This is a genomic window from Thalassotalea nanhaiensis (assembly GCF_031583575.1).
In the GTDB taxonomy this organism is placed as follows: domain Bacteria; phylum Pseudomonadota; class Gammaproteobacteria; order Enterobacterales; family Alteromonadaceae; genus Thalassotalea_A; species Thalassotalea_A nanhaiensis.
This window is the reverse complement of sequence record NZ_CP134146.1, coordinates 1,632,126-1,653,991: the sequence shown is the minus strand read 5'-3', so window position 1 is coordinate 1,653,991 and position 21,866 is coordinate 1,632,126. Positions and strand designations below refer to the sequence as shown.

The 21,866-nt window shown below is 38.2% G+C and carries 16 protein-coding genes; all 16 read right to left on the bottom strand.

Translation table 11 applies throughout. The features are described from left to right. Positions 1-13: 13 nt before the first annotated feature. The 16 genes from RI845_RS07290 to carA all read right to left on the bottom strand — a co-directional run bounded on the left by RI845_RS07290 (position 14) and on the right by carA (position 21,667). Entirely contained in the window at positions 14-397 is a 384-nt protein-coding gene (locus RI845_RS07290) for an energy transducer TonB (RefSeq protein WP_348389075.1), read from the bottom strand. A gap of 291 nt (positions 398-688) precedes the next feature. Beyond that, positions 689-979 (bottom strand): hypothetical protein, encoded by a 291-nt coding sequence (locus RI845_RS07285; protein ID WP_348389074.1) that lies wholly within the window; start codon positions 977-979, stop codon positions 689-691. 73 nt (positions 980-1,052) lie between these two features. Then, on the bottom strand, positions 1,053-1,940 hold the full coding sequence (locus RI845_RS07280) for a DUF2167 domain-containing protein (RefSeq protein WP_348389073.1): 888 nt from the start codon (positions 1,938-1,940) through the stop codon (positions 1,053-1,055). Positions 1,941-2,127: 187 nt separating this feature from the next. Next, the gene (locus tag RI845_RS07275) at positions 2,128-4,086 is read right to left on the bottom strand and encodes an alpha/beta hydrolase family protein (RefSeq protein WP_348389072.1); all 1,959 of its coding nucleotides are present in this window, start codon (positions 4,084-4,086) and stop codon (positions 2,128-2,130) included. 1 nt (position 4,087) lies between these two features. Beyond that, complete coding sequence (locus tag RI845_RS07270; RefSeq protein ID WP_348389071.1) at positions 4,088-4,615, bottom strand: hypothetical protein; 528 nt, start codon at positions 4,613-4,615, stop codon at positions 4,088-4,090. A 190-nt stretch (positions 4,616-4,805) separates the two neighbouring features. Beyond that, positions 4,806-5,138 carry a TM2 domain-containing protein gene (locus RI845_RS07265; protein WP_348389070.1) on the bottom strand — a complete coding sequence of 111 codons (333 nt, stop codon included), beginning with the start codon at positions 5,136-5,138 and terminating at the stop codon, positions 4,806-4,808. A gap of 131 nt (positions 5,139-5,269) precedes the next feature. Further along, positions 5,270-5,734, bottom strand: a complete 465-nt coding sequence (locus RI845_RS07260) for a hypothetical protein (RefSeq protein ID WP_348389069.1) — start codon at positions 5,732-5,734, stop codon at positions 5,270-5,272. An 87-nt stretch (positions 5,735-5,821) separates the two neighbouring features. Beyond that, positions 5,822-6,250, bottom strand: a complete 429-nt coding sequence (locus tag RI845_RS07255) for a hypothetical protein (protein WP_348389068.1) — start codon at positions 6,248-6,250, stop codon at positions 5,822-5,824. A 143-nt stretch (positions 6,251-6,393) separates the two neighbouring features. After that, a complete protein-coding gene (locus RI845_RS07250; RefSeq protein ID WP_348389067.1) occupies positions 6,394-6,744 on the bottom strand; it encodes a DUF6559 family protein in 351 nt (116 codons plus the stop codon). 113 nt (positions 6,745-6,857) lie between these two features. Continuing rightward, positions 6,858-7,130 carry a hypothetical protein gene (locus RI845_RS07245; RefSeq protein ID WP_348389066.1) on the bottom strand — a complete coding sequence of 91 codons (273 nt, stop codon included), beginning with the start codon at positions 7,128-7,130 and terminating at the stop codon, positions 6,858-6,860. Positions 7,131-7,348: 218 nt separating this feature from the next. Continuing rightward, positions 7,349-8,137 carry a tetratricopeptide repeat protein gene (locus tag RI845_RS07240; protein ID WP_348389065.1) on the bottom strand — a complete coding sequence of 263 codons (789 nt, stop codon included), beginning with the start codon at positions 8,135-8,137 and terminating at the stop codon, positions 7,349-7,351. A 295-nt stretch (positions 8,138-8,432) separates the two neighbouring features. Beyond that, complete coding sequence (locus tag RI845_RS07235) at positions 8,433-12,551, bottom strand: S8 family serine peptidase (RefSeq protein ID WP_348389064.1); 4,119 nt, start codon at positions 12,549-12,551, stop codon at positions 8,433-8,435. Between the two features lie 52 nt (positions 12,552-12,603). Then, positions 12,604-16,356, bottom strand: a complete 3,753-nt coding sequence (locus tag RI845_RS07230) for a S8 family serine peptidase (protein ID WP_348389063.1) — start codon at positions 16,354-16,356, stop codon at positions 12,604-12,606. 459 nt (positions 16,357-16,815) lie between these two features. Beyond that, entirely contained in the window at positions 16,816-17,292 is a 477-nt protein-coding gene (gene greA / locus RI845_RS07225) for a transcription elongation factor GreA (protein WP_348389062.1), read from the bottom strand. Then, the gene (gene carB, locus RI845_RS07220) at positions 17,292-20,510 is read right to left on the bottom strand and encodes a carbamoyl-phosphate synthase large subunit (protein WP_348389061.1); all 3,219 of its coding nucleotides are present in this window, start codon (positions 20,508-20,510) and stop codon (positions 17,292-17,294) included. The genes greA and carB overlap by 1 nt, the downstream gene beginning before the upstream one ends. A 23-nt stretch (positions 20,511-20,533) precedes the next feature. Continuing rightward, a complete protein-coding gene (carA, locus tag RI845_RS07215) occupies positions 20,534-21,667 on the bottom strand; it encodes a glutamine-hydrolyzing carbamoyl-phosphate synthase small subunit (protein WP_348389060.1) in 1,134 nt (377 codons plus the stop codon). Positions 21,668-21,866 lie beyond the last annotated feature (199 nt).

Below are 21,866 nucleotides of genomic sequence, written 5' to 3'. Positions count from 1 at the left end.
TCTGAGTAACTTACTATGCTTTTTTACCTTCTATTCTTACTGACATTTTAAGCCTTACTGGCGTTCTATTAGAGTTTTGTGGAGAAGGTTTATAATCCATTTTATTCCACTTTTTCAGCCGTTCTTGGGTCATAAACCCTTCAGGTATTGAACTTATCAACTCTAGGTTTTGTGCTTTACCATTTGAATCTATTGTTACAAAATAAGTCCACTCAACTCCAGTAGCAGGTACGTTATTCGGTGCTTTTTGAATCCCTCGAGGTGGTTTAGGTATCCAATAATCAAATAATTTAATTGATTCTATTTCTTTTATTTTTGATGTATAGACTGGTTCAGTCGATTGACACGAAAACAAGCCTAGCAAAACCATAACTTTTATTATTATTTTAAATTTCATTTTTAATTCTCTTTGTTTAACTAAAAGTACAACATCTCTATTGAAACTAACTGATATTTTATTAATTTTTCATTTTTTATAAAAGTGATGAAAGTATAATTTATCCTGTTTAACTGGCTGGTTAGAGACATCATATTTAATTTAATTCAGCAGCCAACACAAGACCGGCAAAATATAATTCTAACAATAAGTAAAGTCCCCATAACACCGACTTTTTCTTTATCGCTTTATGGGCTAAAAAGACCGTAAAAATAAGCACCAGTAAAATGATTATCAACGACACAGTCCTAGTTAAGCTTTTTTACTATCACAGACAACTTTTTCCTCGCCGTAATGATAAATGTTATTCACAAGTACATAGGTACCTGAGATTAAAGCTGTTGTTGGTACTAAAATAGGTGAAAGTAATGTGCCACTAATGTCGTAATATGAGTCTGTTTCCTTCGCAACATCCACTATCTTTAATGTTTTACGATCAGAGGAAATCTTGCATAAATGAACATGTTCTTCATCATCTACTGGAACGGTAATACATCCACTAACATTGAGAATTAAACTCATCAAGAGAATTATTTTTTTCATACTCTATCCTTGTATTAAACACCTAGGTTGATAAATCTTGACGCCAATCTAGCATTTCACTGAAACAGTTGTGCTATGCCTCTTTCCGTTTAAAAAAACGTTTTAAAAATGCACCAATGGCAACAATAAACAGTACTCCAAATTTCTTTAAAAATATCACTGCTGCAGCCAGAAAGCCTGTTTTTGCAATAACTTTACCTGCAACCAACGCACCTAATCCATATGCGGCAACATCATCAATATCGGGATCGAAATCACTGTACCTTGATCCTTGATCAAAATCAGCAATTGCCAATACAGAATTTAAATTAGAATCTATCAGCTGTTTTTGGTCAATCTGAGCGATAAAATTAAGAACTAAAACGCCTTTACGGCCTAAAACTCGAATGTTGTAATTCAGAGTATTTATTGGGCGATTAGCGAACTTAATTTCTTTAGCCCAATGAAGTTTATGAGTTGCCGCATCATAATAAGGCTGGGACGCCCACCCGACTAGTTCTATAGCCTCATAACCCTGCTTAACTCTTTCTTGGCTTGCTAACTCTGTATCCGATTTCATTTGCACCAGCAATTCAGAATAATCAATATCATCTGCGTCTGCATCTGAAACATAGCCATCTTCTTCATATTCAATTGTTACGGCCCATGAATCGTGATCAAATGGTGTTATTTCAGCAGGAAATAACATACCTAGGGTATTCTGCCCAGGAGGGTTTCCCCAAACGTCGACTAAAACTTTCTCAGCATCTTTTGGAGCTAGATAATAAAAATTCTCTGGTACATTTAATGTTGCAACAGCATTAGGTAATTTAATCTCTCCAGTCATTCGGTCGAGAGACTTCCATACAGCTTCAGCCCACTTTGCGTACTTTTCCTCTTCAGAGACTTCAATATCAGTACTCGAATTCGCAAATAACGGTAATAGTAAAAATATTGAGATAAAAACTTTAATTAGATTCATCGGTATTCCTTTTTGATGATATTTGATGCATAACGCCTCATTAAGAGGCAAAAACATATTGGCTAAAATGTATAGCGAAACAGGACAGAACCAAACTTTGATAACCCCAATTTAAATTTCTGTTAGTTGTTTAAATTTCAAAAGTTCGATTAGTATAATAATCGAACTCAAGACCAAATATTATGATTTAGATTGATTCTAGACCTAAAGAGCGCCTAAAAAATGCGTCTAATTTAACGTAAAATAAAACAATACTATTTAGATATTTAAAACCGTGCCCTTCGTCTTTTAGCACCATACTGTCATATTCAACTCCATAAATATCCATTATTTTTTTCATCCTATAAAAATGCTCAATATCAACAATAATATCCTTATCTCCTTGGGCTAAAAATATTGGGATTGTTATATCTTTAGCCTGATATACAGGTGAGTATTCCATCAAGGTATTCAGTTCTGTTTCTGGGTCTCCGACAATTTTTTTCAATAAATTATTCAATCTATCAGATTTTGCTAATTTCATATCGTTAAAAAGTAAGGGAAGATCTGTCACCCCAGCGTATGAAGCTGCACACTTAAATACCTCAGGTCGATTAACTGCTGAAATTAAGGCTGAATAACCACCGTAGCTAATGCCGTAAATACAAATCTTATTTGGATCAATAAGACCATTTTTAACTACTTCGTTAATACCTGATTGAATATCATCTTCAATTAAACGTCCCCATTGTTGCATACCTTCACTTTGGAATTTTTTACCATAGCCAAAAGATCCCCGATAATTTGGTTGAAGAACTGCGTACCCTAACGAAACAAGAAACTGGACATGTGTATTAAAGTGCCTTGTATCTTGTACTGAAATAGGCCCGCCATGCGGTAATACAATCAACGGTGGCACCGTAGCTTTTGATACCGGTAATGTTAAATAAGATTCTATATTTTGACCATCAATTGATTTTGATTTTATTACCTGACTGGTTCCTACATCAAATTCTTTAAGCCACGGAGCTTTAGATGAAAATTTAATTAACTCCATCGTATCAATGTTAAATAGATGATAAGTTCCAGGGTCAGTTGTACTTGAAGTTTCGACTATCGCTATAGTTTTATCTAGATTAAAGTCGACTATATATGGCTTAGATTCATCTACTGCCTCTTTCAACTCTACATCAAGTATTTTATCTATTTCAGAGAAATAAGTACGCTTTAAAAAGCCATCTTCAACAAAAGAAATACCTAGCACTTCATCTTTTTCAGTACTCACAAGTGCAGAGTTGACATCAACACTAGTATTTTCGAATATTTTCTCTATGTATTTCTTCTCAACTAAGTCATATGTGTAGAGACTAATCAAATCATCTTGTTCATTTGAAAGTACATAGAGTGTTTTACTATCCTTAGTTACAAGCACGGGTTTAAAAGTGGTGTTTTCTTCGCCTTCCCAAATTACATTCCACTTTCCTGTTTTCAGGTTTTTTATCCATACCTTATTTTTAGATTCATTTTCATCAAAACCATAACCTGCAGTAATACTCCCTCTAGTATTGGTTATCCAATGTGTGGCGTCAGGTGCTCTTCTATTTAACTTGAATTTACTACGAAGCTGTCCTTGAAAATATTTTTGGGAGAGATCTAATACATATAATGATGTTTTACCTTCTTTCCACTTTCCAACTATAAACTTGTTTTTAACACTAGGCATTGAGTTTGCTAAAAAGACACCTTCCAGTAAGTACTTATTTTCTAGTTTTATTAACTCAGATTGCTCAATTGTTAACTTGCTCAATAATAACGCACTTCCTTTACCTCTAATATAGGCTTCCAATATGATAGAACTATTATCAATCCAATAAAAATCAGTAATATCAATTGGATCATTAAACTTGTCCTCAATTATCAAGCTTTTTTTGAAACTCCGGGTGTTTACGAGAACAAGTTGAGATAGGTTTCCAGTATTTTGCATTAATGCAATATACTCCCCATTTGGGGATATTTTCACATCATCAACTTGATAAGCTTTAAAAAATGAGTTTGCAATCTCTTTAACTCGTTGAGGGGGAGAATCTTCTGAAACATTAGTTAATTCATCAGAATATGCATAAAAGCTAGTTAAGTTTACTAAGAGAAATATTATGAATTTTTTCACTTTAATTTACCCTCTCGGTGGTAGCACTTCTATAAAATTCAATATAAGGATCTTCAGATTTACCAGTAAAAGTCAGAGAGTATTGGGTGGTTAGAGTTTTGCAGCAATCTTCTAGTTCTTTGATAACCTGGCTGCTACGGTTAACATAATTATAATTAGCTGTTCCAAATTGTGAATTAATATCAATGATCAAATGACCACCATAATTGATTTTATCTTTCTTAACCGTCAGGTTAAATTCACTCTCTTCAAGGTTAAAGTAATAACTTTTATTTACTTTTATCTTTGACCATTTGTACTCCCCTGCAGGTAATATTATTAATTCAAAATTTTCTCCTGCTTTAAGTTTTTTAACTTTATAACTAGCACCAAAGATATCAGAATCTTCTAATATTATTGATTCTGGTACCATCCCTGAAATAACTAGAGGCAAGATAACATAGCCTTCGTCTTCACCTAAATGCTCTACATTATTTTCAGCTAAACAATTAAAGCTTAAAAATAAAATACAATAGATAATAAATCTCATACAAATCCTTATGTTTTTTTTTCAAATTCTTATTATTTTTTCAAACCAGACGTACAATGCCTGATATTAATAGAAGCTCGGCAAATACTGAGCTAAACAGGCTAAAATATTGAGGAACAAAAAAGCCAACTGATTTTGGTCCTATACACTTAATCCACTTGTTAGGTATAGGTTTCTTCATACAGATCTTTTAATGATCATGAATAAGACTTAATCGATTGCCTCTGGAGTCGGTAAAGTGACCAATGGCAATTCGAATTAAATCGATTAACCACCAAATACCAAAGCCGCCTACTGTAACAAGCATTAAAATACCTGTACCTATTTTGCCATAGATAAATCTATGTATACCAAAAACGCCGAAAAAGAAGCATACAACAAATGCGATAACACCTTCATAATTTTTACGAGAGGCATCGCGAGAAGGTTCAGTGAAATTCTGTCTAGAATCACAATGACCGCAGACTAAATCCGTATCAGAAATCTGTTGTCCACAATAACGACAAAAAACATTTAAACTCATTTATCATCCTTAACCCTATATTGGGTTGCTATGACTAATGCCCACTAAAGGGCTTATAATCGTTGGCTAAAATCTGTTATGCAGTGATAAAAGGCAAGCCTTATTTGTCCTGCATTAACAGCTTATTAGCCTTACTTTGTTACCGATGACGAAATTTTATAATGTAAAAATACAAAAACATCGTCTTTTATTGATTTGTACTCAGTTAACTTCGACGCTGCATCATAAAAATAAGTTAACATTTCATCTTCTTGTTCTCCGCCCGTCGTCTGCAATTTAAATTCAGAATCTGAAGACGGAGTTAATTTAAATTGAGCCAATACTTCAAAAGAAGTTTTACTTTCTTTGAATGATTTAATAGTAATATTGTTTAACTCTTCTTTTAATTTAATAAGTTTATCAGTAGAAACTTTATTACTAACGTCACCTAACTTGGTCTGATAAATGAATTTTTCTATACGAATATTAGATGCAGGATACCTTTGAACTTCGGGTAAAAACATTTCCATTGCATTCAATTTACAAGGTTCTTGATCTTCACAAGCTAAAGCTGAATGTGAAACTGATAATAAAATGAAAAATATTGCTAAGCGCAAATTTAACTCCTTGTATGTCTAACGGGGCTCTCAGTAGCGGAGCATAAGCGAAGCGGACGAAGTCCGCTGCAGCGCCTTATTAAATGTTTACTGAACAAGGAATTCCTTTGGCAATATTTGCTCTGGTTCAGTTTGGAAAAACATTGATGTAGCACCTACGCCCTTTGAACCACTGTAGTAATTAGCAACAGCAAATGCTGGGCCATTTTCATACTCTAAGATTCCTATTATATAGCAGGATTTTGAGCCTAGTTCTTTGGTGCTTAGTATGGAAGCAGTTTCTATAGGGCCAAAAAATTGTTCTATTTGCGCAAGAGACTGCGCCTGACTTAGTGACCTTGTATCATTTTCGAGCGGCCCGTTTTTTAGTATACGTTTCATGAAAGCGGTACCGCCTTCCTTTTTATATACCTCAACTGCTGCGGAAAACTCTTTTGACGCATTGTCGCAAACTCCACCTGCATAAGAGTTTATGCTTAGGATGCTCAAAACCGTTGCGCATAGTATCTTTTTCATCATCTATTCCTGTTGATATAAAGTTGTACTTCTATTAACGATATTAACGCCCATGTTAAGGGGCTTTTTATTGGTTTGCTAAAATTGTGGAGCGAAACACAGTCAACTGTATTTTGTCCTTTGAACGACTTATTATGCGTAAACTACTCTCCGCCACCGCCGCCATCACCACCAAAATCTCCACCTGCGCCTCCGTCTCCACCACTAGCAAATGAAGAGCCAAAAATCGCGCCAAAAAAACCAACTCCTGATACAGAAGCAATTGCATTATTCATTAACTCGGTAGATTCATTTTCAGGTGTATTAGCATTGTAAGTTGCTATATCGCAATACATTAAATAAGCGTAATGTATGTGCCTTTTATTAAACCCCATTTCATCTATGGTTTTATCAACTTGAGCTTTTGTATATGTTGCTGAGCCGCCATACCTTTTAGCTAATGCAGGGCGAAGTTTGTATTTATACTTTCGAATCGTCGACTTTTTACCAAACATTGATGAAACTCCTTTTACGCATAACGCCTCGTTAAGAGGCAAATAATATGTTGGCTAAAATAAGCGACGCAGGAGCAAAAGCCAACTGTTATTTGTCCTGCTTGAACGACTTGTTATGTGTTTTTATTAAACTCAATAGCTGCATGAGTAATATTGCTAACTACAGGATCCTTTAATGCTAATAATTGTTTAATTAAAAATGGTTTACTTTTAATTTCAAGAGCCATTAACTTGGTATATTTCGGCTTATAAAGAGACTTCCAATGACCATCAGGATGCATTCTAAATACATGGCACAACTCATTAAGTAAGCTAGATAGTCGAACATTTAATTCGTGATCATTTGATAAGGAATATTCTAAATCAGTATACCCATCGTTAATCAACGCACTCTCCTAAACACATAACAGCTTATTATGTAGAACTATCAGTAATAACAGTCTACTTTGATAAATACCAATCTATCTTAATTCCCATAAATATCAAAGAATTAAAATAACATTCTTTATACTCTCAAATGTATCAACGTTATTCATGAGTGTTCATAGTAATACCAAAAGTGAAACACACTATTTCGCTAGTTTGGTAACGTGCATCAACTACTTTATTCGATGCACTCAGCAACTTGTCGGCATAATTTTGAATACTCTTCTTTAGCTGAGTAAACACCTTGTTTCCTTGCCATATTGAACCAGTATAGAGCCTGTTTTAAGTTGACTTCTACTGTCTCACCATCGCGATACATTTGGGCTAAATTTATTTGTGAATAAGGGTTTCCTTTTTCAGCGCCTTGTTTAAATAACCGAAAAGCTTCCTTCCAATCTTGTTCATATCCCATATCCCCTTGATAATAAGAAATTGCTAATTGGTTTTCTTGAGTACCTATTCGATACTTTCTCTTCTTTAAAAGGTTTTGTTTTGGCCTGGCAATAATTACACCGCCGTATAAATGCATACCATCATTTGAACGCCCTACTTCACTGACACCACCATTTACCCAAAGCTGTTCAAGCTGAGATCTAGGGAGTTTGAGTATTTCATTAGAAAAAAATTGGCGAGTAAGCAATTTATCCGTTCGAATCCCCCTAATAGCATCACTTACTTTTAGGTAAATAAAATTACTTACTTTTAAATAAACATTATTGTCGTCCACAGAAGTGACTTGAGTGATCATATATTTTTCACGAAGTCTACTCTGCTTATTTAGCACTTCATTATCAATAATATAGACATCATTGGGCAAAGGATTTTTTACTTGCTGGTGCTCTAACTCTTGTAGTTCTTGGTAATGTGTTATTCCAGCAAACAACATAAACAATACCAAAGGTATTGAGAATACAGTTAAGGCGGTTGTTTTTTTTAATTTAAAAAAACGTTTAGTGAATTCAATCATTTTTACCTTGGTAAATTATCTTTTTGTTATTATTAAACGGCTTAAATGAACTGCTGATTGGTCATGAATGACGACAGTGTTATATTCATATTATTAGTCTCTCACTGCACAAGAGCCGTTCACTTTTCAGTAACTTACGCTAATATCTTTAAGTTCGCAAATCTAGCATTTTTGCACGGCACCATAATCAATAGAAGAAAACCGTAGCTGAAATTAACTATATCTCATCATTTTATGCGTAAAAAAAAGGCCCCTGTTAAGGAGCCTAGTTACATTAAATGAATAACTTAATTAATTATTTACGACGTCCTAGCAATAAGCCAAACGCTGTTAGAACTAGGAACCCTAGGCCAGTTGAACCACCAGAGCTTTTGTTTTCAACGTTTATTGAAACCGGTGATGGTAAGCTTAATTTGCTACCGTTTGAACCGATTAACTCAAAACTAATGACTTCATCAGAAGATACTTTAGGCGCATCAAACGTAACGTTTTGGCCGGTACTATTGAAACTTACTGTTGTGCCAGAAACTTGAGTCCAATTATAGCTAAGCTCAGGAGTTTCAAGCACAGCATCTATAACTTCAGCAGATAAAGTAATAGACTCGCCTTCTTTAACCGTGCTAACCGATGCATTGGCTTTAAAGCTAGGTCTACCTTCAATAAACACTGGTGACGTTGTAACTGTTTCTTTTGATACAGCTTTTGATTGCTCTGAGTTATTTACTTCAGATTCAATCACCGGAGTAATATCAACCATACCAACAACTGAAATGGTATTTAAAACAAGGCTGAATTCGGTAGCATTAGCGCCACTTACTTGTGTATGTTCCCAAGCAACTTGGTTATCGCTTACTGCATATTCTACTTCTGTAGAGCCTACAGCCATCTGAACACCGTCTACCACTTGCTCTGAAATTAACAAATCAATACCAACATCTTCTGCTAATAGCATATTGAAATCGTAATGACGGTCTTCGCTGCTAGCATTGGCTGACACTTTGATGGTAAAGGCAACTTTATCACCATATATAGTTGGCTCTGAAACTGTCACATCATCTTGGCCACGAGTCATATTGACTTTAACCGCACCAATATTTTGATTCAGTTCAGCGGATGTACCTAACCAGAACACACCATGATAAATATCACCTTCGGTCATCATTTGTTCCCAACCTACACGAGTTGGCACTTGTGCACGAGGCTCTACAGACGTAGGCGCTTCAACCGTCATACTATCTTCGTCATATTTAACGTTGGTAATTGAAAGTTTTACGTTATCCATTATTGGAGCTTCAGCACAGAACATACCTTCATCAGCTTGCTGATCTTCGGCGCATACCATTTCGTTTTCAGCTAATGGCGCAGGACCTTCAGCCCAGTTATGAACAAGTACCCAGTAAGTGTCTGGTCTAGGGTTAATTTCATCAATTAACTCTTCAGAGGTTTCTGTTGCACTCATGTACGGCATTAAGTCCATTTCGTGAACTGAAGGCAAACCATCAAGGTCAGAATCAATACCAACGTAAATATCAATATCTGGTGATGATGTTTCCAGTACCTCAACCACTAAACGCTTGCTATCAGCCTGAATATTTAACGGCACTGCATAAATCGTTTTACTGTCTGCATCATCCCAATGATAAATTGTACCGTTGGTTGCATCTCGCATTAATTCAAATTGATGAATTTCAGCTTTGGCAATACCTGACTTGCTTACTTGCAAATCATCAGTACCAATAGTAACAATTCCTTCAACTGGTGCTGAGTCATTAGTTCGCTGTGGAACAATATCAACAGCATCAGGTGCGATGCCAGCAATAAAGTTAACCGTTACAGGCATAGTTTGAGTTGGAATAGACGCATCATCAGGCGTTAACACTACCCTCGCATTTACCCATTCAACATCAAGACCTTGCAATGCTTCGGCGGTGAAATTAACAATAACTTCTTCGCCTTCAGTTACCGTAAATTGCGTGTTATCAGCAGTTAAAGTAAAGCCTTCGTTATAATACTCAAAGCTTACTGTCCAAGAAGCAGCTTTGGTCGCTTTAAAAGTACGCGTCCAATCACAATCTAGAAGACATTCGCCTTTTGATAGGCTTGGCATATTCATTTGATGTGGTTGTCCATGCCAACCTTCAATGCCATCACTCATACCAAACTCTTCAGCGTAAGGGTTCGCAGCTTCATAGCCTGAGCGAGTCTCATTCATCACTAAGCCAGCTTCTACCGCTAAGTTTACACGAGCACTACCGGCGCCAGTACGGTGCATATCAGCTCGCGCCATTTCACCATCAAAGTTATCGTCTTCTTTAACACTGGTATAAGCTGTCATCATTAATGCTGACTGTGCTTCTGCCGGCGTCCATGTTGGTCGTGCAGCTTTCATTAACAAGTACATACCAGCAATATGTGGTGATGCCATTGACGTACCGCTCATGAAACGGAAATCACCATTAATTCGCTCGTAAGGCTGAGACAGTGAACTTTGCATATTGTCACCAAGACCACCGGCAAGAATATCAACACCAGGCGCACCAATATCAGGGATCAGGTAGTCACCAGTGAAATAGTCTGGGCCACGAGAGGTAAAGTTAGCAGTGATGTCACCTTTGTCAGCATTCAGTTCAAGCGTTGATTCGGTAAAGGTTACTTGATGACCTTCTCCTTCAGCTAACCATGCTAATAGTTTTTCGCCATCAACTTTATTTAAATGTACGGTTGGTAAAACGTGTAAATCATTTTCTACGTTATCAACCTCTTCATCAGAGTTGATAAAAATCATACCGGCAGCTTTGGCATATAATGCTGAGGCACCTTTTGATAAACGAGATAATGGCACGCCGCTATCATCTGTACCGCCACGACGACAAATAACTACTTTGCCTTCAATAGAGTTCATATCCCAAGCACTAGGCAATGAGTATTGACCACAATAACCAACACCACCGGCTAACTCGGCTTGTTCAGCAAGTTCAACATCGCCGGCATAAATCACATCAGTAGGAGTGCTGATACCTGAAGTAGCACCTTTACCAACTAAGTCTTCTAGCATTGTGTTACCACCAGTAAAGGTAGCTGTTTTTTCTTCGGTAAAATCACGCGAGTGACTTAATGCAGCAACGGTTGTTACCCATGGTGAGTTACCAGGAGAGCCGACAGTTTTCTCACCAGCCTGTCCAGAGTTACCCGCAGCAACTGCTGTATGAATACCTGCTTCACGAGCCGCTAAAAAGGCCAAAGCATCGGCATCAAACCATGGAGAGCCAGCACTCCCACCAACTGAATAGTTTAAAACATCAACATTATTGGCAATGGCGTGTTCAATTGACGCTACAGCAGCACTTGGTGCACAACCATTAACAGCACAGGTTTTATACATCACTATATTGGCATGTGGTGCTACACCACTGATAGATACCGAAGTTTCAGAATCGTAGTACTTATGATTCCAATATTGTTCCATATTTGGATATACCGTTGGATAGTTCACATTATCAACTCGGTTACCAGCGATGGTCGACGCAACATGAGTACCATGGCCATGATCATCTTGACCTGTTTCGGCGCGCATATCCCAAAGACCAGAAGTTTTTAAGCCTTCATAAGATACAACCCCAATAACTTTATCGTTACACCAGAAAGGTGAATCTATACAATCACCAAAATAAACACCTTCACCATTTGGATTGATATGATCATATCCATCTACACCTACATCGGCAAATGACGGATGAAACTCTTTACCTTCAAAGCCAGCGGCCCCTTGATAACTCCATACTTGTGAAGTGTAAGAGCTGATCCCTGTATCCATCACACCTACAACTAAGCCTTCACCTTTAGAACCGCTAATGTCGCTATTATCCCAAATTACCGGTGCTCCAACGTGTTGCGGCCCAACATCAGTTAATAACTGATGCGCTTCTTCTTTTTCTACCGCTAAAACGCCTGGCATTTTACGTAATGCCATTACTTCATGAGGTTCAAGATTAAGTAGCAAACCATTGATGGCTATTTTAAAACGGTCTCGCATTACAACATCACGTTTTAACACCGACTTAATTTTGCTAAATGTTTCATTTTGTTTATTGGCAAGGTAATCACCATAAACAACAGAGGCCGAACTTTTTAAGTTTAGTTTGCCAAATTCATTAGCATTTGCGCCGTTAGATGCGGAAATGTTTGTAGCCTTGAACCCTTTTATTTTACCTTGGTATAGAGCAACAGGCTCATCTTCTAATAAGACAAAGTAACGATTTTCAAACGTTTTCTTTGTTGCTTTCAGCTTTGCATTTTGTTGCGCTGCATTTAGCTCAATTCTTGGAATATCATCTGGTGATATTGCCGCAACGGCACCAAGAGTCATTATGCTCATTGGTAAAGCCAAAGCCAGTTTGTTTAATTTAAAATTCATATTAAATTCCTCTTTGAGAGGCTTTAAGCCTCTCAATTTTAATTATTTACGTTTACTTACGCACTCGACGACTGATCATTGCTACACCCGCTAGCAACATAAAGAACGCGCTAGTACTACCACCACTTGTTGATGACTCTTCTGCATCATCATTAGGAGCTGATTCAACTGGAGTCGCTGAATTCGGGTTATTGGTAATTGAAATGATTAAGTCTGCAGATGTGACATTCAAACCATCACTCGCAAGAACGCTGGCGTGGTATTCACCTGCTTGAGTAGCTATGCCTGAAATATTACCCATATAGTCTATCGATAAGCCTTCAGGTAAATTCATTGCTTCAAAAGTGATACCATCCCCTTCAACATCATTAAATGATCCTGCAACGCTAGCTGTAACAGTGTCGCCAACCTTGCTTGCAATTGCCGCTAACGATTGCGTCATTACTGGCGCTGTATCGTTTAGGTTATTAACCTTGATAATCACATCAACAATTTGGGTATCACGGTTTACGTAATCTGCTTGCACTTTTAAGGTGTAAGATTTGGTTTGTTCATAATCTAAAGCCGCACTGTTAGCAACCGTTATAGTGCCGTCTGTTGCTACATAAAATGGCGTACCCGGTAAGGAATTTACTAGGTGTACAGGGCCTTTATGTTTGTCTTCAGTGAAAAAATTAACGGCATAGCTCTCTAATTTACCGATTACTTCACCATTTTCAGCATTTTCATAAATACTGAAGCCTTGACCAGGTTTTATTCCTATATCAGAGCCGTAGGTCGTGCCTGAGAAACCGGTATTATCACTACCTAATTCAAAAATCATCACACTTGGTGGACAAGCATCGTGAAGTGGAGGCTGAGAGCCGAACCAAACAAGGTTTGGATTACAATCGTCAACCGTAGTCACAGCAACGCGTGCTGTTTCACCAGCAGCTAACTCAACTTTGTTTGACCAGGTTAATTCAGAATTTTCGTCATCAGATAATTTAGCAATACCTGTATGGAATGCGACAAACGTTTTTGCTTCTTCAATACAGTAATCTTCAGGGAATGGGTTACCCATCCAATCAACACCATTAGGATCACAGTTTGTGTAAGTCCAAGGTGGGTAGTTAAATTCGCCAGTATGGTCAATAATTTCAGTGAAAGATCGTCCCATAATCACCGGATTATAACGAATAACAGGTTCATGAATGTCTGCTCTTGCATCACGATCTGTAGCAAACTGCCAGCCTAGATCTTCATTCCAATTATCAACAGATTGAATATCAGCATGGTATAATTCTTCGATACAAATATTAGCGACAACGGTATCGTCGCCAATGCTGACATCTGCACCTAAGCGGGATTGCTTAAACCGCTTACGAGGGTTCCACCATTCATACTCTTCGTCAAAATCAATGTATTCGACTTGTGGTTTGCCATCATTGTCTATAAGTATTTCAATATAAGCGAGTACATCATTATCACTTTTGTTTTCGTCCTGATCGATTAGCTGTGCATTGCCATTCATGCTATCAACATAGTCTTGGCTATAAATACTAAAGTACGTCAACATATGCCCAGCTTTATCGAAGTGCTCTGCCATTGGTATGTCGAACTTATCGAACATTTGTACGGCAACCGATAGTTTACTACCTGATTCACAAGTTAGATCGGCATTGATACTAGCACCAAGGTTTTTGATCATATGACCTTGGCCGCCAGCTTTACTTTCACTGATGGCCTCTACAGAGCGCATGCGCGGCATGGTGTAAATGGTTTTGTTAGCATTACCTGTATTGGTAAGATCGAGTGTATCCGTATAAGAATTAGCATTGGCTGCCCACATCATGTCTTGCCAATCATATGCTTCATACGGCATTTGCCAGCTATTTTCTAGATTACTTTTTGCTAACGGCTTGGCATTTTTAGGGAACACTTGCCATGGCATTTTTAATTGAGCCGAATCTTCATCTGTATTTTCAAATACTAAGTAGCCGTTTACATTTTCATTAGTAAAATTAGCAATAGTATAATCTTCAGTCGAGCTGATTGATTGTTCAGATAACTTATCTGCATCTACCTTCATAGTGATATTGAATACTACAGAATGGTTAGCAGGCACATTGATGGTTTCTGGATATATAAAGCTGATAGCCGCATTGTTGGCTTTATCACCACTGACTACACTGTTGAGTCTGTAAGTTTGCACTTCATCCGTTAAGTTTCTTATGGTGATATCACGACTTAGCGTTGCTGAGCTTGAGGCTTCAACAAAGCCAAACGCAAGACCTGGCTGATAGCTGTTAGTTTCCCAAACAACGGCATTGGCTGTAACGGCTTTAACACCATCAACTAAACCAGTACCCATAAATGGCACTTCAGCAACGTTGCTGATATTTCGGTCAAACTCTTCATTATAAGTTGATGAACCTTGAATACCATCTGCAATAGCAGTATTGGCCACTAACGCTTTTGCTTCAAGCGGACTTAACTGTGGGTATTCGGCTAAAATCTTCGCCACAATACCAGCAGCATAAGCGGCAGCATAAGTAGAGTTAGCATCAAGTTCTCCTTCTGCATCACCACTACCGGCTATTGGTCCAACAATATTTTCAGCTGGAGCAACAACTTCTGGTTTTAATTGGTGGGTGCCACGTACAGGACCTGCAGGAGTAAATTCTGATAAAACAATATCTTCACCATTGATGCCAACAGAGCCAACTGTTAACGCTTCAGGTACTGCGCCACGCCAAGCGATATTAAAATATGAATTAAAATAGGTATCACCAGCGCCAACAACAACTAACGAGCCCGATGCACTTAAACGGCGGACTAAATTTATTTCACGAGTTGGTGATGAACCATTGGTATCATCTTCTACATAAAAAGCGCCATTACCGTAAGCATTTAAGACAATAACATCTGGACGGTCACTAATGTCGCCATCTTGGTTTGGATCGATGATCACATCTAAAACAGGAAAGAAGTACGAGCTGGCCCAGTCCCACGTTTTATACGATAAAATTTTAGCATCTGGGGCTTGCGCTAAAACTTGTGCTGCAACTGCTGTGCCTGAAGATATATAGCCATTTTCTACGTTAATATCGTTAGCATCTTCAATTGGGTTGTAATCAATTGAATGGTACCCTTCACCACCAGCTGAAAAATCTAAACCACCAATAACAGTGTTTGTTGGAAAACCATCCCAGGCATTACTTCTGTTAGCCCAAGCCATGTCATAATCGCCATTGCCACCTAATGCTTTATGGGTGTAATCAATGCCGTTACCAACAATAGCAACAGTGATCGCGTCCCCTGCATCTTTAATATTTAAAAATGGGAACTTTTTAAACTCATCTTGCGCGGTATAAGTTGCTGATTCACTGAGCAGTTCAACATTAACCACATTTACATCAGCAGATAAAGATTCAACAATACCGTGATTCATCTGCACATAAAGCGCATTTTCGGTTAAACGAGATTTGCGAGTTAATACTGCCGTATTATCCAAACTTCGGATCACTTTCATAACTGCGTCTTGTTGCAGTTCTACTTTCGCAACTATCGAACTGCGGTCATTACCCATTGTGGCATAACTTGCATCCATAGCACTCTTTTGTGAAAGTTGAATAAGATAAACCCCCATAGCTTCATTTGCAGTAACTATCGCCTTTCTTACATCTGATGTTGTATTGACTTCACCCTGAGCAGCATTACCAACACTTAATTGTTGGTTTGCTAATTCGGCGTCGCTGGCATTAGCAGACAAAGCTAATGCTGACGAAACCATTAGAGCGACGGTCGATGATTTAAAAATCATGTATAACCTCTGTTTTCATTTATGTTCAACAAATCCAAAGTCATGCCCGTTTAAAGTTTTAATAATTAGTACATGACCTTGGCCTTGCGCCCATTAGTAAAGGCAAACATAATCCTAAACAACAAATCGCTTTTCATTTCGGGCTCATTTATCTTTCATTTTCTTTTCATTTTTAAACAATTCCCTTATTAATCAGTCAATTAAATTGAAACCAGAATGTAATCAAACAGTAGGTAAATGTTGCTAAAATTGTATTTAAAAGTGATATTGGCTTGCTATAAGGTTATTAAGAGGTTGAAGTTTTACGGGTATAACAGTTCATATATTGATGCTGTTAATAAGGGGAGATAGTTAAAAGGCAGAAAGTTGGAATGTTAAAAAGCTTGCTCGTTGCTGGTAACTATAGACATAAAAAAACCTGCAAAATGCAGGTTTTTTTAGTGTATAAATCAATGTGGTTTATTTATGCTCAACCGAGATGATCTCGTACTCTACTACACCACCAGGTGTTTTCACTTCAACTTCTGAGTCAACCGTTTTACCGATAAGTGCACGCGCAATTGGTGAGTTAACACTAATGCGATTGTTCTTAATATCGGCTTCATCATCACCAACAATTTGGTAAGTTACTTCAGCATCGGTATCAATGTTTAGTAAAGTTACTGTCACACCAAAAATCACTTTATGTGTGTTTGGTATTTTAGTTATGTCGATAACTTGTGCATTACCCAGCTTGCCTTCAATATCTTGAATACGACCTTCACAAAAGCCTTGCTCTTCACGAGCAGCATGATACTCAGCGTTTTCTTTTAAATCGCCGTGTTCACGAGCTTCAGCAATAGAAGCAACAATTTCAGGTCGCTTAGTTTGCTTTAAGTAAACCAGTTCTTCTCTAAGAGCATCAGCCCCTTGAACTGTCATTGGATACGTTGACATTATTGACACCTTTCATGTAATTCTTGAATTGAGTTAACTTTGTTTCTGTCATCTGCAGAATGCGCCATACAAACAGCAAAACCAGCGTTTAGTGTTGTTGTATAGGTTGCTTTATAACGTAAAGCTGAACCACGAATTTGCTTAGAATCTTCAATCGCTTTACGACCTTCAGTGGTGTTAATAATATAACTGTACTCACTGTTTTTAATTCTATCAACAATATGTGGACGACCTTCGTGTACTTTATTTACTAATCGTACTGGAATGTCTGCTTCACCCAAAATAACTGCTGTACCGTGGGTTGCATCAAGTTTAAATCCTAAAGCAACTAGTTGTTTCGCTAAATCAACAACACGCTCTTTATCACTGTTACGAACAGAAATTAACGCTCGACCTGTTTTAGGTAAAGTAACACCTGCACCTAAGTTGGCTTTTGCATAAGCTTCTTCAAACGTATCACCGGTCCCCATCACTTCACCAGTTGAGCGCATTTCTGGGCCAACTAAAGGATCACTACCGTGGAACTTGTTAAATGGAATAACAACTTCTTTAACTGAGAAATACTCTGGAATAACTTCCGTTGTAATGCCCTGCTCTTTCAGTGAAGTTCCAGCCATAACACGAGCTGCCACTTTAGCTAAAGGAATGCTTGTTGCTTTTGAAACAAACGGAACTGTACGAGCTGCACGAGGGTTAACTTCAATTAAGTAAACTTCGTTATTTTTAACGGCCATTTGCGTATTCATTAAACCAATTACGCCAAGTTCAAACGCTAATGCAGTAACTTGCTTACGCATAACATCTTGAATTTCAGGTGAAAGGCTGTATGGAGGCAATGAACATGCTGAGTCACCAGAGTGAACACCTGCTTGTTCGATGTGCTGCATGATACCGCCAATAACAACATCAGTGCCGTCACAAATAACGTCGATATCTACTTCAATCGCGTCATCTAGGAAGTGATCAAGTAATACTGGTGAGTCATTAGATACGCTTACCGCTTCGGTCATGTAACGACGTAAATCAGCTAAGTCGTAAACAATTTCCATCGCTCGACCGCCAAGTACGTATGAAGGGCGTACAACTAATGGGAAGCCAATTGTTTCCGCTTTTGCCATTGCTTCATCAAGTGAAGTAACTGTTGCGTTTTCAGGTTGTAATAGGCTTAAACGGTCAACGGCTTGTTGGAAGCGCTCACGATCTTCTGCTCTATCAATTGCATCAGGAGAAGTACCGATAATTGGTACACCTGCCGCTTCTAAAGCGCGTGCTAATTTAAGTGGTGTTTGACCACCGTATTGCACAATAACGCCTTTTGGCTTTTCAACACGTACGATTTCTAATACGTCTTCAAACGTTACAGACTCAAAGTATAATCTATCTGATGTGTCGTAATCAGTTGAAACCGTTTCAGGGTTACAGTTAACCATGATAGTTTCATAACCGTCTTCGCGTAGAGCTAATGCGGCGTGTACACAACAGTAATCAAATTCAATACCTTGGCCGATACGGTTTGGACCGCCACCAATGATCATAATTTTATCATTATCTGTTGGGTTGGCTTCACACTCTTCATCGTAGGTAGAGTACATATACGCTGTATCTGAACTGAATTCTGCCGCACAAGTATCAACACGTTTGTATACAGGGAAGATTTCTGCATTGTGACGTTTCTTGCGAATTTCACTTTCAGCAACACCGATAACATCAGCTAAGCGCTTATCAGAGAAACCTTTACGCTTAAGTTTACGCAAGTAATCGGTAGTTAAACCTGACATACCACCATCGTAAACGCTTTGTTCTTCTTTAACGATGTCTTCAATTTGTACTAGGAACCAACGGTCAATTTTTGTGGTTCTAAACACGTCTTCTAACGTTAATCCTAAACGAAATGCATCGGCTACGTACCAAATACGGTCAGCGCCAGCTTCTTGCAATTCGTGCATGATCTTAGTTTTAGCACCTGGTTTAGTAACATCAACCACAGGGTCGAAACCATTCATGCCAACTTCTAAGCCACGTAATGCTTTTTGCATTGACTCTTGTTGGTTACGGCCGATAGCCATAACTTCACCAACTGATTTCATTTGGGTAGTAAGACGGTCTTCTGCGCCTGCAAATTTCTCGAAGTTGAAACGAGGAATTTTAGTTACTACGTAATCGATTGTTGGTTCAAATGATGCAGGTGTTGCACCACCAGTAATATCATTACTTAATTCATCCAGCGTATAACCTACTGCTAACTTGGCAGCGATTTTAGCAATTGGGAAACCCGTCGCTTTTGATGCTAATGCTGATGAACGAGAAACACGAGGGTTCATCTCGATAATAACCATACGGCCAGTATCAGGACAAATACCAAACTGTACGTTTGAACCACCTGTTTCAACACCAATTTCACGTAATACCGCAACCGATGCATTACGCATGATTTGGTATTCTTTATCCGTTAGTGTTTGTGCTGGTGCAACTGTAATAGAGTCACCAGTATGAATTCCCATAGGGTCGAAGTTTTCGATAGAACAAATGATGATACAGTTATCATTTTTGTCACGAACAACTTCCATTTCGTATTCTTTCCAACCGATTAATGATTCATCAATCAATAACTCGCTTGTTGGCGATAAATCTAGACCACGAGTACAAATGGTTTCAAATTCTTCACGGTTATAAGCGATACCACCACCGGTACCACCCATAGTGAATGATGGGCGAATAATACATGGGAAACCAAGGTATTCCGATGCAGCAATCGCTTCGTCCATTGAATGAACGATTTTAGCGCGCGGCGTATCTAAGCCAATTTTTTTCATCGCTACGTCAAAACGGCTTCGGTCTTCTGCTTTATCAATTGCATCAGCAGTAGCACCAATCATTTCAACGTTAAATTCTTTAAGTACGCCTTTAGCTTCAAGCTCAAGTGCACAGTTAAGTGCCGTTTGACCACCCATTGTTGGTAATACTGCGTCTGGGCGTTCTTTTTCAATGATGTTGCGCACAACTTCCCAGTGAATTGGTTCGATGTAAGTTGCATCGGCCATTTCAGGGTCAGTCATGATAGTTGCAGGGTTTGAGTTAACAAGAATTACTCGGTAACCTTCTTCGCGTAAAGCTTTACACGCTTGTGCACCTGAATAGTCAAATTCACAGGCTTGACCAATTACAATTGGACCTGCACCTAATATAAGAATACTTTTTATGTCAGTACGTTTTGGCATTATATCTACTCTATCTAATCAGTCTATTGGGCTTTACGTGCGTTAATCAAATCAATGAAGTGATTAAACAAAGGCGCTGCATCGTGTGGTCCTGGGCTTGCTTCAGGGTGACCCTGGAAGCTAAACGCAGGCTTATCAGTACGGTGAATACCTTGCAAAGAACCATCAAATAATGATTTATGCGTTGCCGTTAAGTTATCTGGTAAGTTGCTTTCATCAACAGCAAAACCGTGGTTTTGCGATGTGATCATTACAACATCACGTTCAATATCTTTAACCGGATGGTTAGCTCCGTGATGACCAAACTTCATTTTTACAGTTTGAGCGCCACTTGCTAAACCTAGTAATTGGTGTCCTAAACAAATACCAAATACTGGAATATCTGTTTCAAGGAATGATTTAATTGCCGTGATAGCGTAATCACATGGCTCTGGATCACCAGGTCCGTTTGATAAGAAAATACCATCTGGGTTCATTGCCAATACTTCTTCTGCAGAAGTTTGTGCTGGTACCACAGTAAGTTTACAACCACGATCTGCCAACATACGTAATATGTTGCGTTTTGCGCCAAAATCATAGGCAACAACATGATGAGGAAATTCATCAGGTGTTACGTGACCTTTACCTAATTGCCAGCTGCCTTCTGTCCACTCGTAAGCGTCTTTAACAGAAACAACCTTTGCTAGGTCCATGCCTTTTAGGCCTGGGAATGCTTTTGCTTGTGCTAATGCTTCATCAACGTTTAAGTTGTCACCAGCAAGAATACAACCATTTTGAGCACCCTTCTCACGTAATATGCGAGTAAGTTTGCGTGTATCAATATCAGCGATACCCAAAATATTATTGGCGATGAGGTATTCACTCAAGCTTTGTTCATTTCTGAAATTACTTGCTAAAAGTGGTAAATCACGAATGATTAAACCTTTAGCCCAAACATCCGCAGATTCTGCGTCTTCAGCGTTGGTACCGGTATTACCGATATGGGGATAAGTCAAAGTGACGATTTGTTCAGCGTAAGATGGGTCTGTTAAGATCTCTTGGTAGCCAGTCATTGCTGTATTGAATACAACTTCACCAACTGATGAGCCTTCTGCGCCAATAGCAGTGCCTTTAAAAATAGTACCGTCTTCCAGTACCAAGATGGCAGATTTAGTCAATTTAACCTCCATAATGAATCAAAGTATCAATAACCACTAGACGTTTGCCGAAACTAACAAACAAACAGCAATTATTATGTATATTTCATGCCAAAAATTATTTTTTGGCAAAATCGGCGTATTCTACGTGTTACAGCTCAATTCGTCTATAACAATTTAAAAGATTTTTGCAGTTTTATTGCAACTAATTATAAAAACA

Coding starts and splice junctions, on each gene's coding strand:
- RI845_RS07290 (WP_348389075.1), bottom strand. CDS start 397: ATGAAATTTAAAATAATAATAAAAGTTATGGTTTTGCTAGGCTTGTTT.
- RI845_RS07285 (WP_348389074.1), bottom strand. CDS start 979: ATGAAAAAAATAATTCTCTTGATGAGTTTAATTCTCAATGTTAGTGGA.
- RI845_RS07280 (WP_348389073.1), bottom strand. CDS start 1,940: ATGAATCTAATTAAAGTTTTTATCTCAATATTTTTACTATTACCGTTA.
- RI845_RS07270 (WP_348389071.1), bottom strand. CDS start 4,615: ATGAGATTTATTATCTATTGTATTTTATTTTTAAGCTTTAATTGTTTA.
- RI845_RS07265 (WP_348389070.1), bottom strand. CDS start 5,138: ATGAGTTTAAATGTTTTTTGTCGTTATTGTGGACAACAGATTTCTGAT.
- RI845_RS07255 (WP_348389068.1), bottom strand. CDS start 6,250: ATGAAAAAGATACTATGCGCAACGGTTTTGAGCATCCTAAGCATAAAC.
- RI845_RS07250 (WP_348389067.1), bottom strand. CDS start 6,744: ATGTTTGGTAAAAAGTCGACGATTCGAAAGTATAAATACAAACTTCGC.
- RI845_RS07240 (WP_348389065.1), bottom strand. CDS start 8,137: ATGATTGAATTCACTAAACGTTTTTTTAAATTAAAAAAAACAACCGCC.
- RI845_RS07235 (WP_348389064.1), bottom strand. CDS start 12,551: ATGAATTTTAAATTAAACAAACTGGCTTTGGCTTTACCAATGAGCATA.
- RI845_RS07230 (WP_348389063.1), bottom strand. CDS start 16,356: ATGATTTTTAAATCATCGACCGTCGCTCTAATGGTTTCGTCAGCATTA.
- greA (WP_348389062.1), bottom strand. CDS start 17,292: ATGTCAACGTATCCAATGACAGTTCAAGGGGCTGATGCTCTTAGAGAA.
- carB (WP_348389061.1), bottom strand. CDS start 20,510: ATGCCAAAACGTACTGACATAAAAAGTATTCTTATATTAGGTGCAGGT.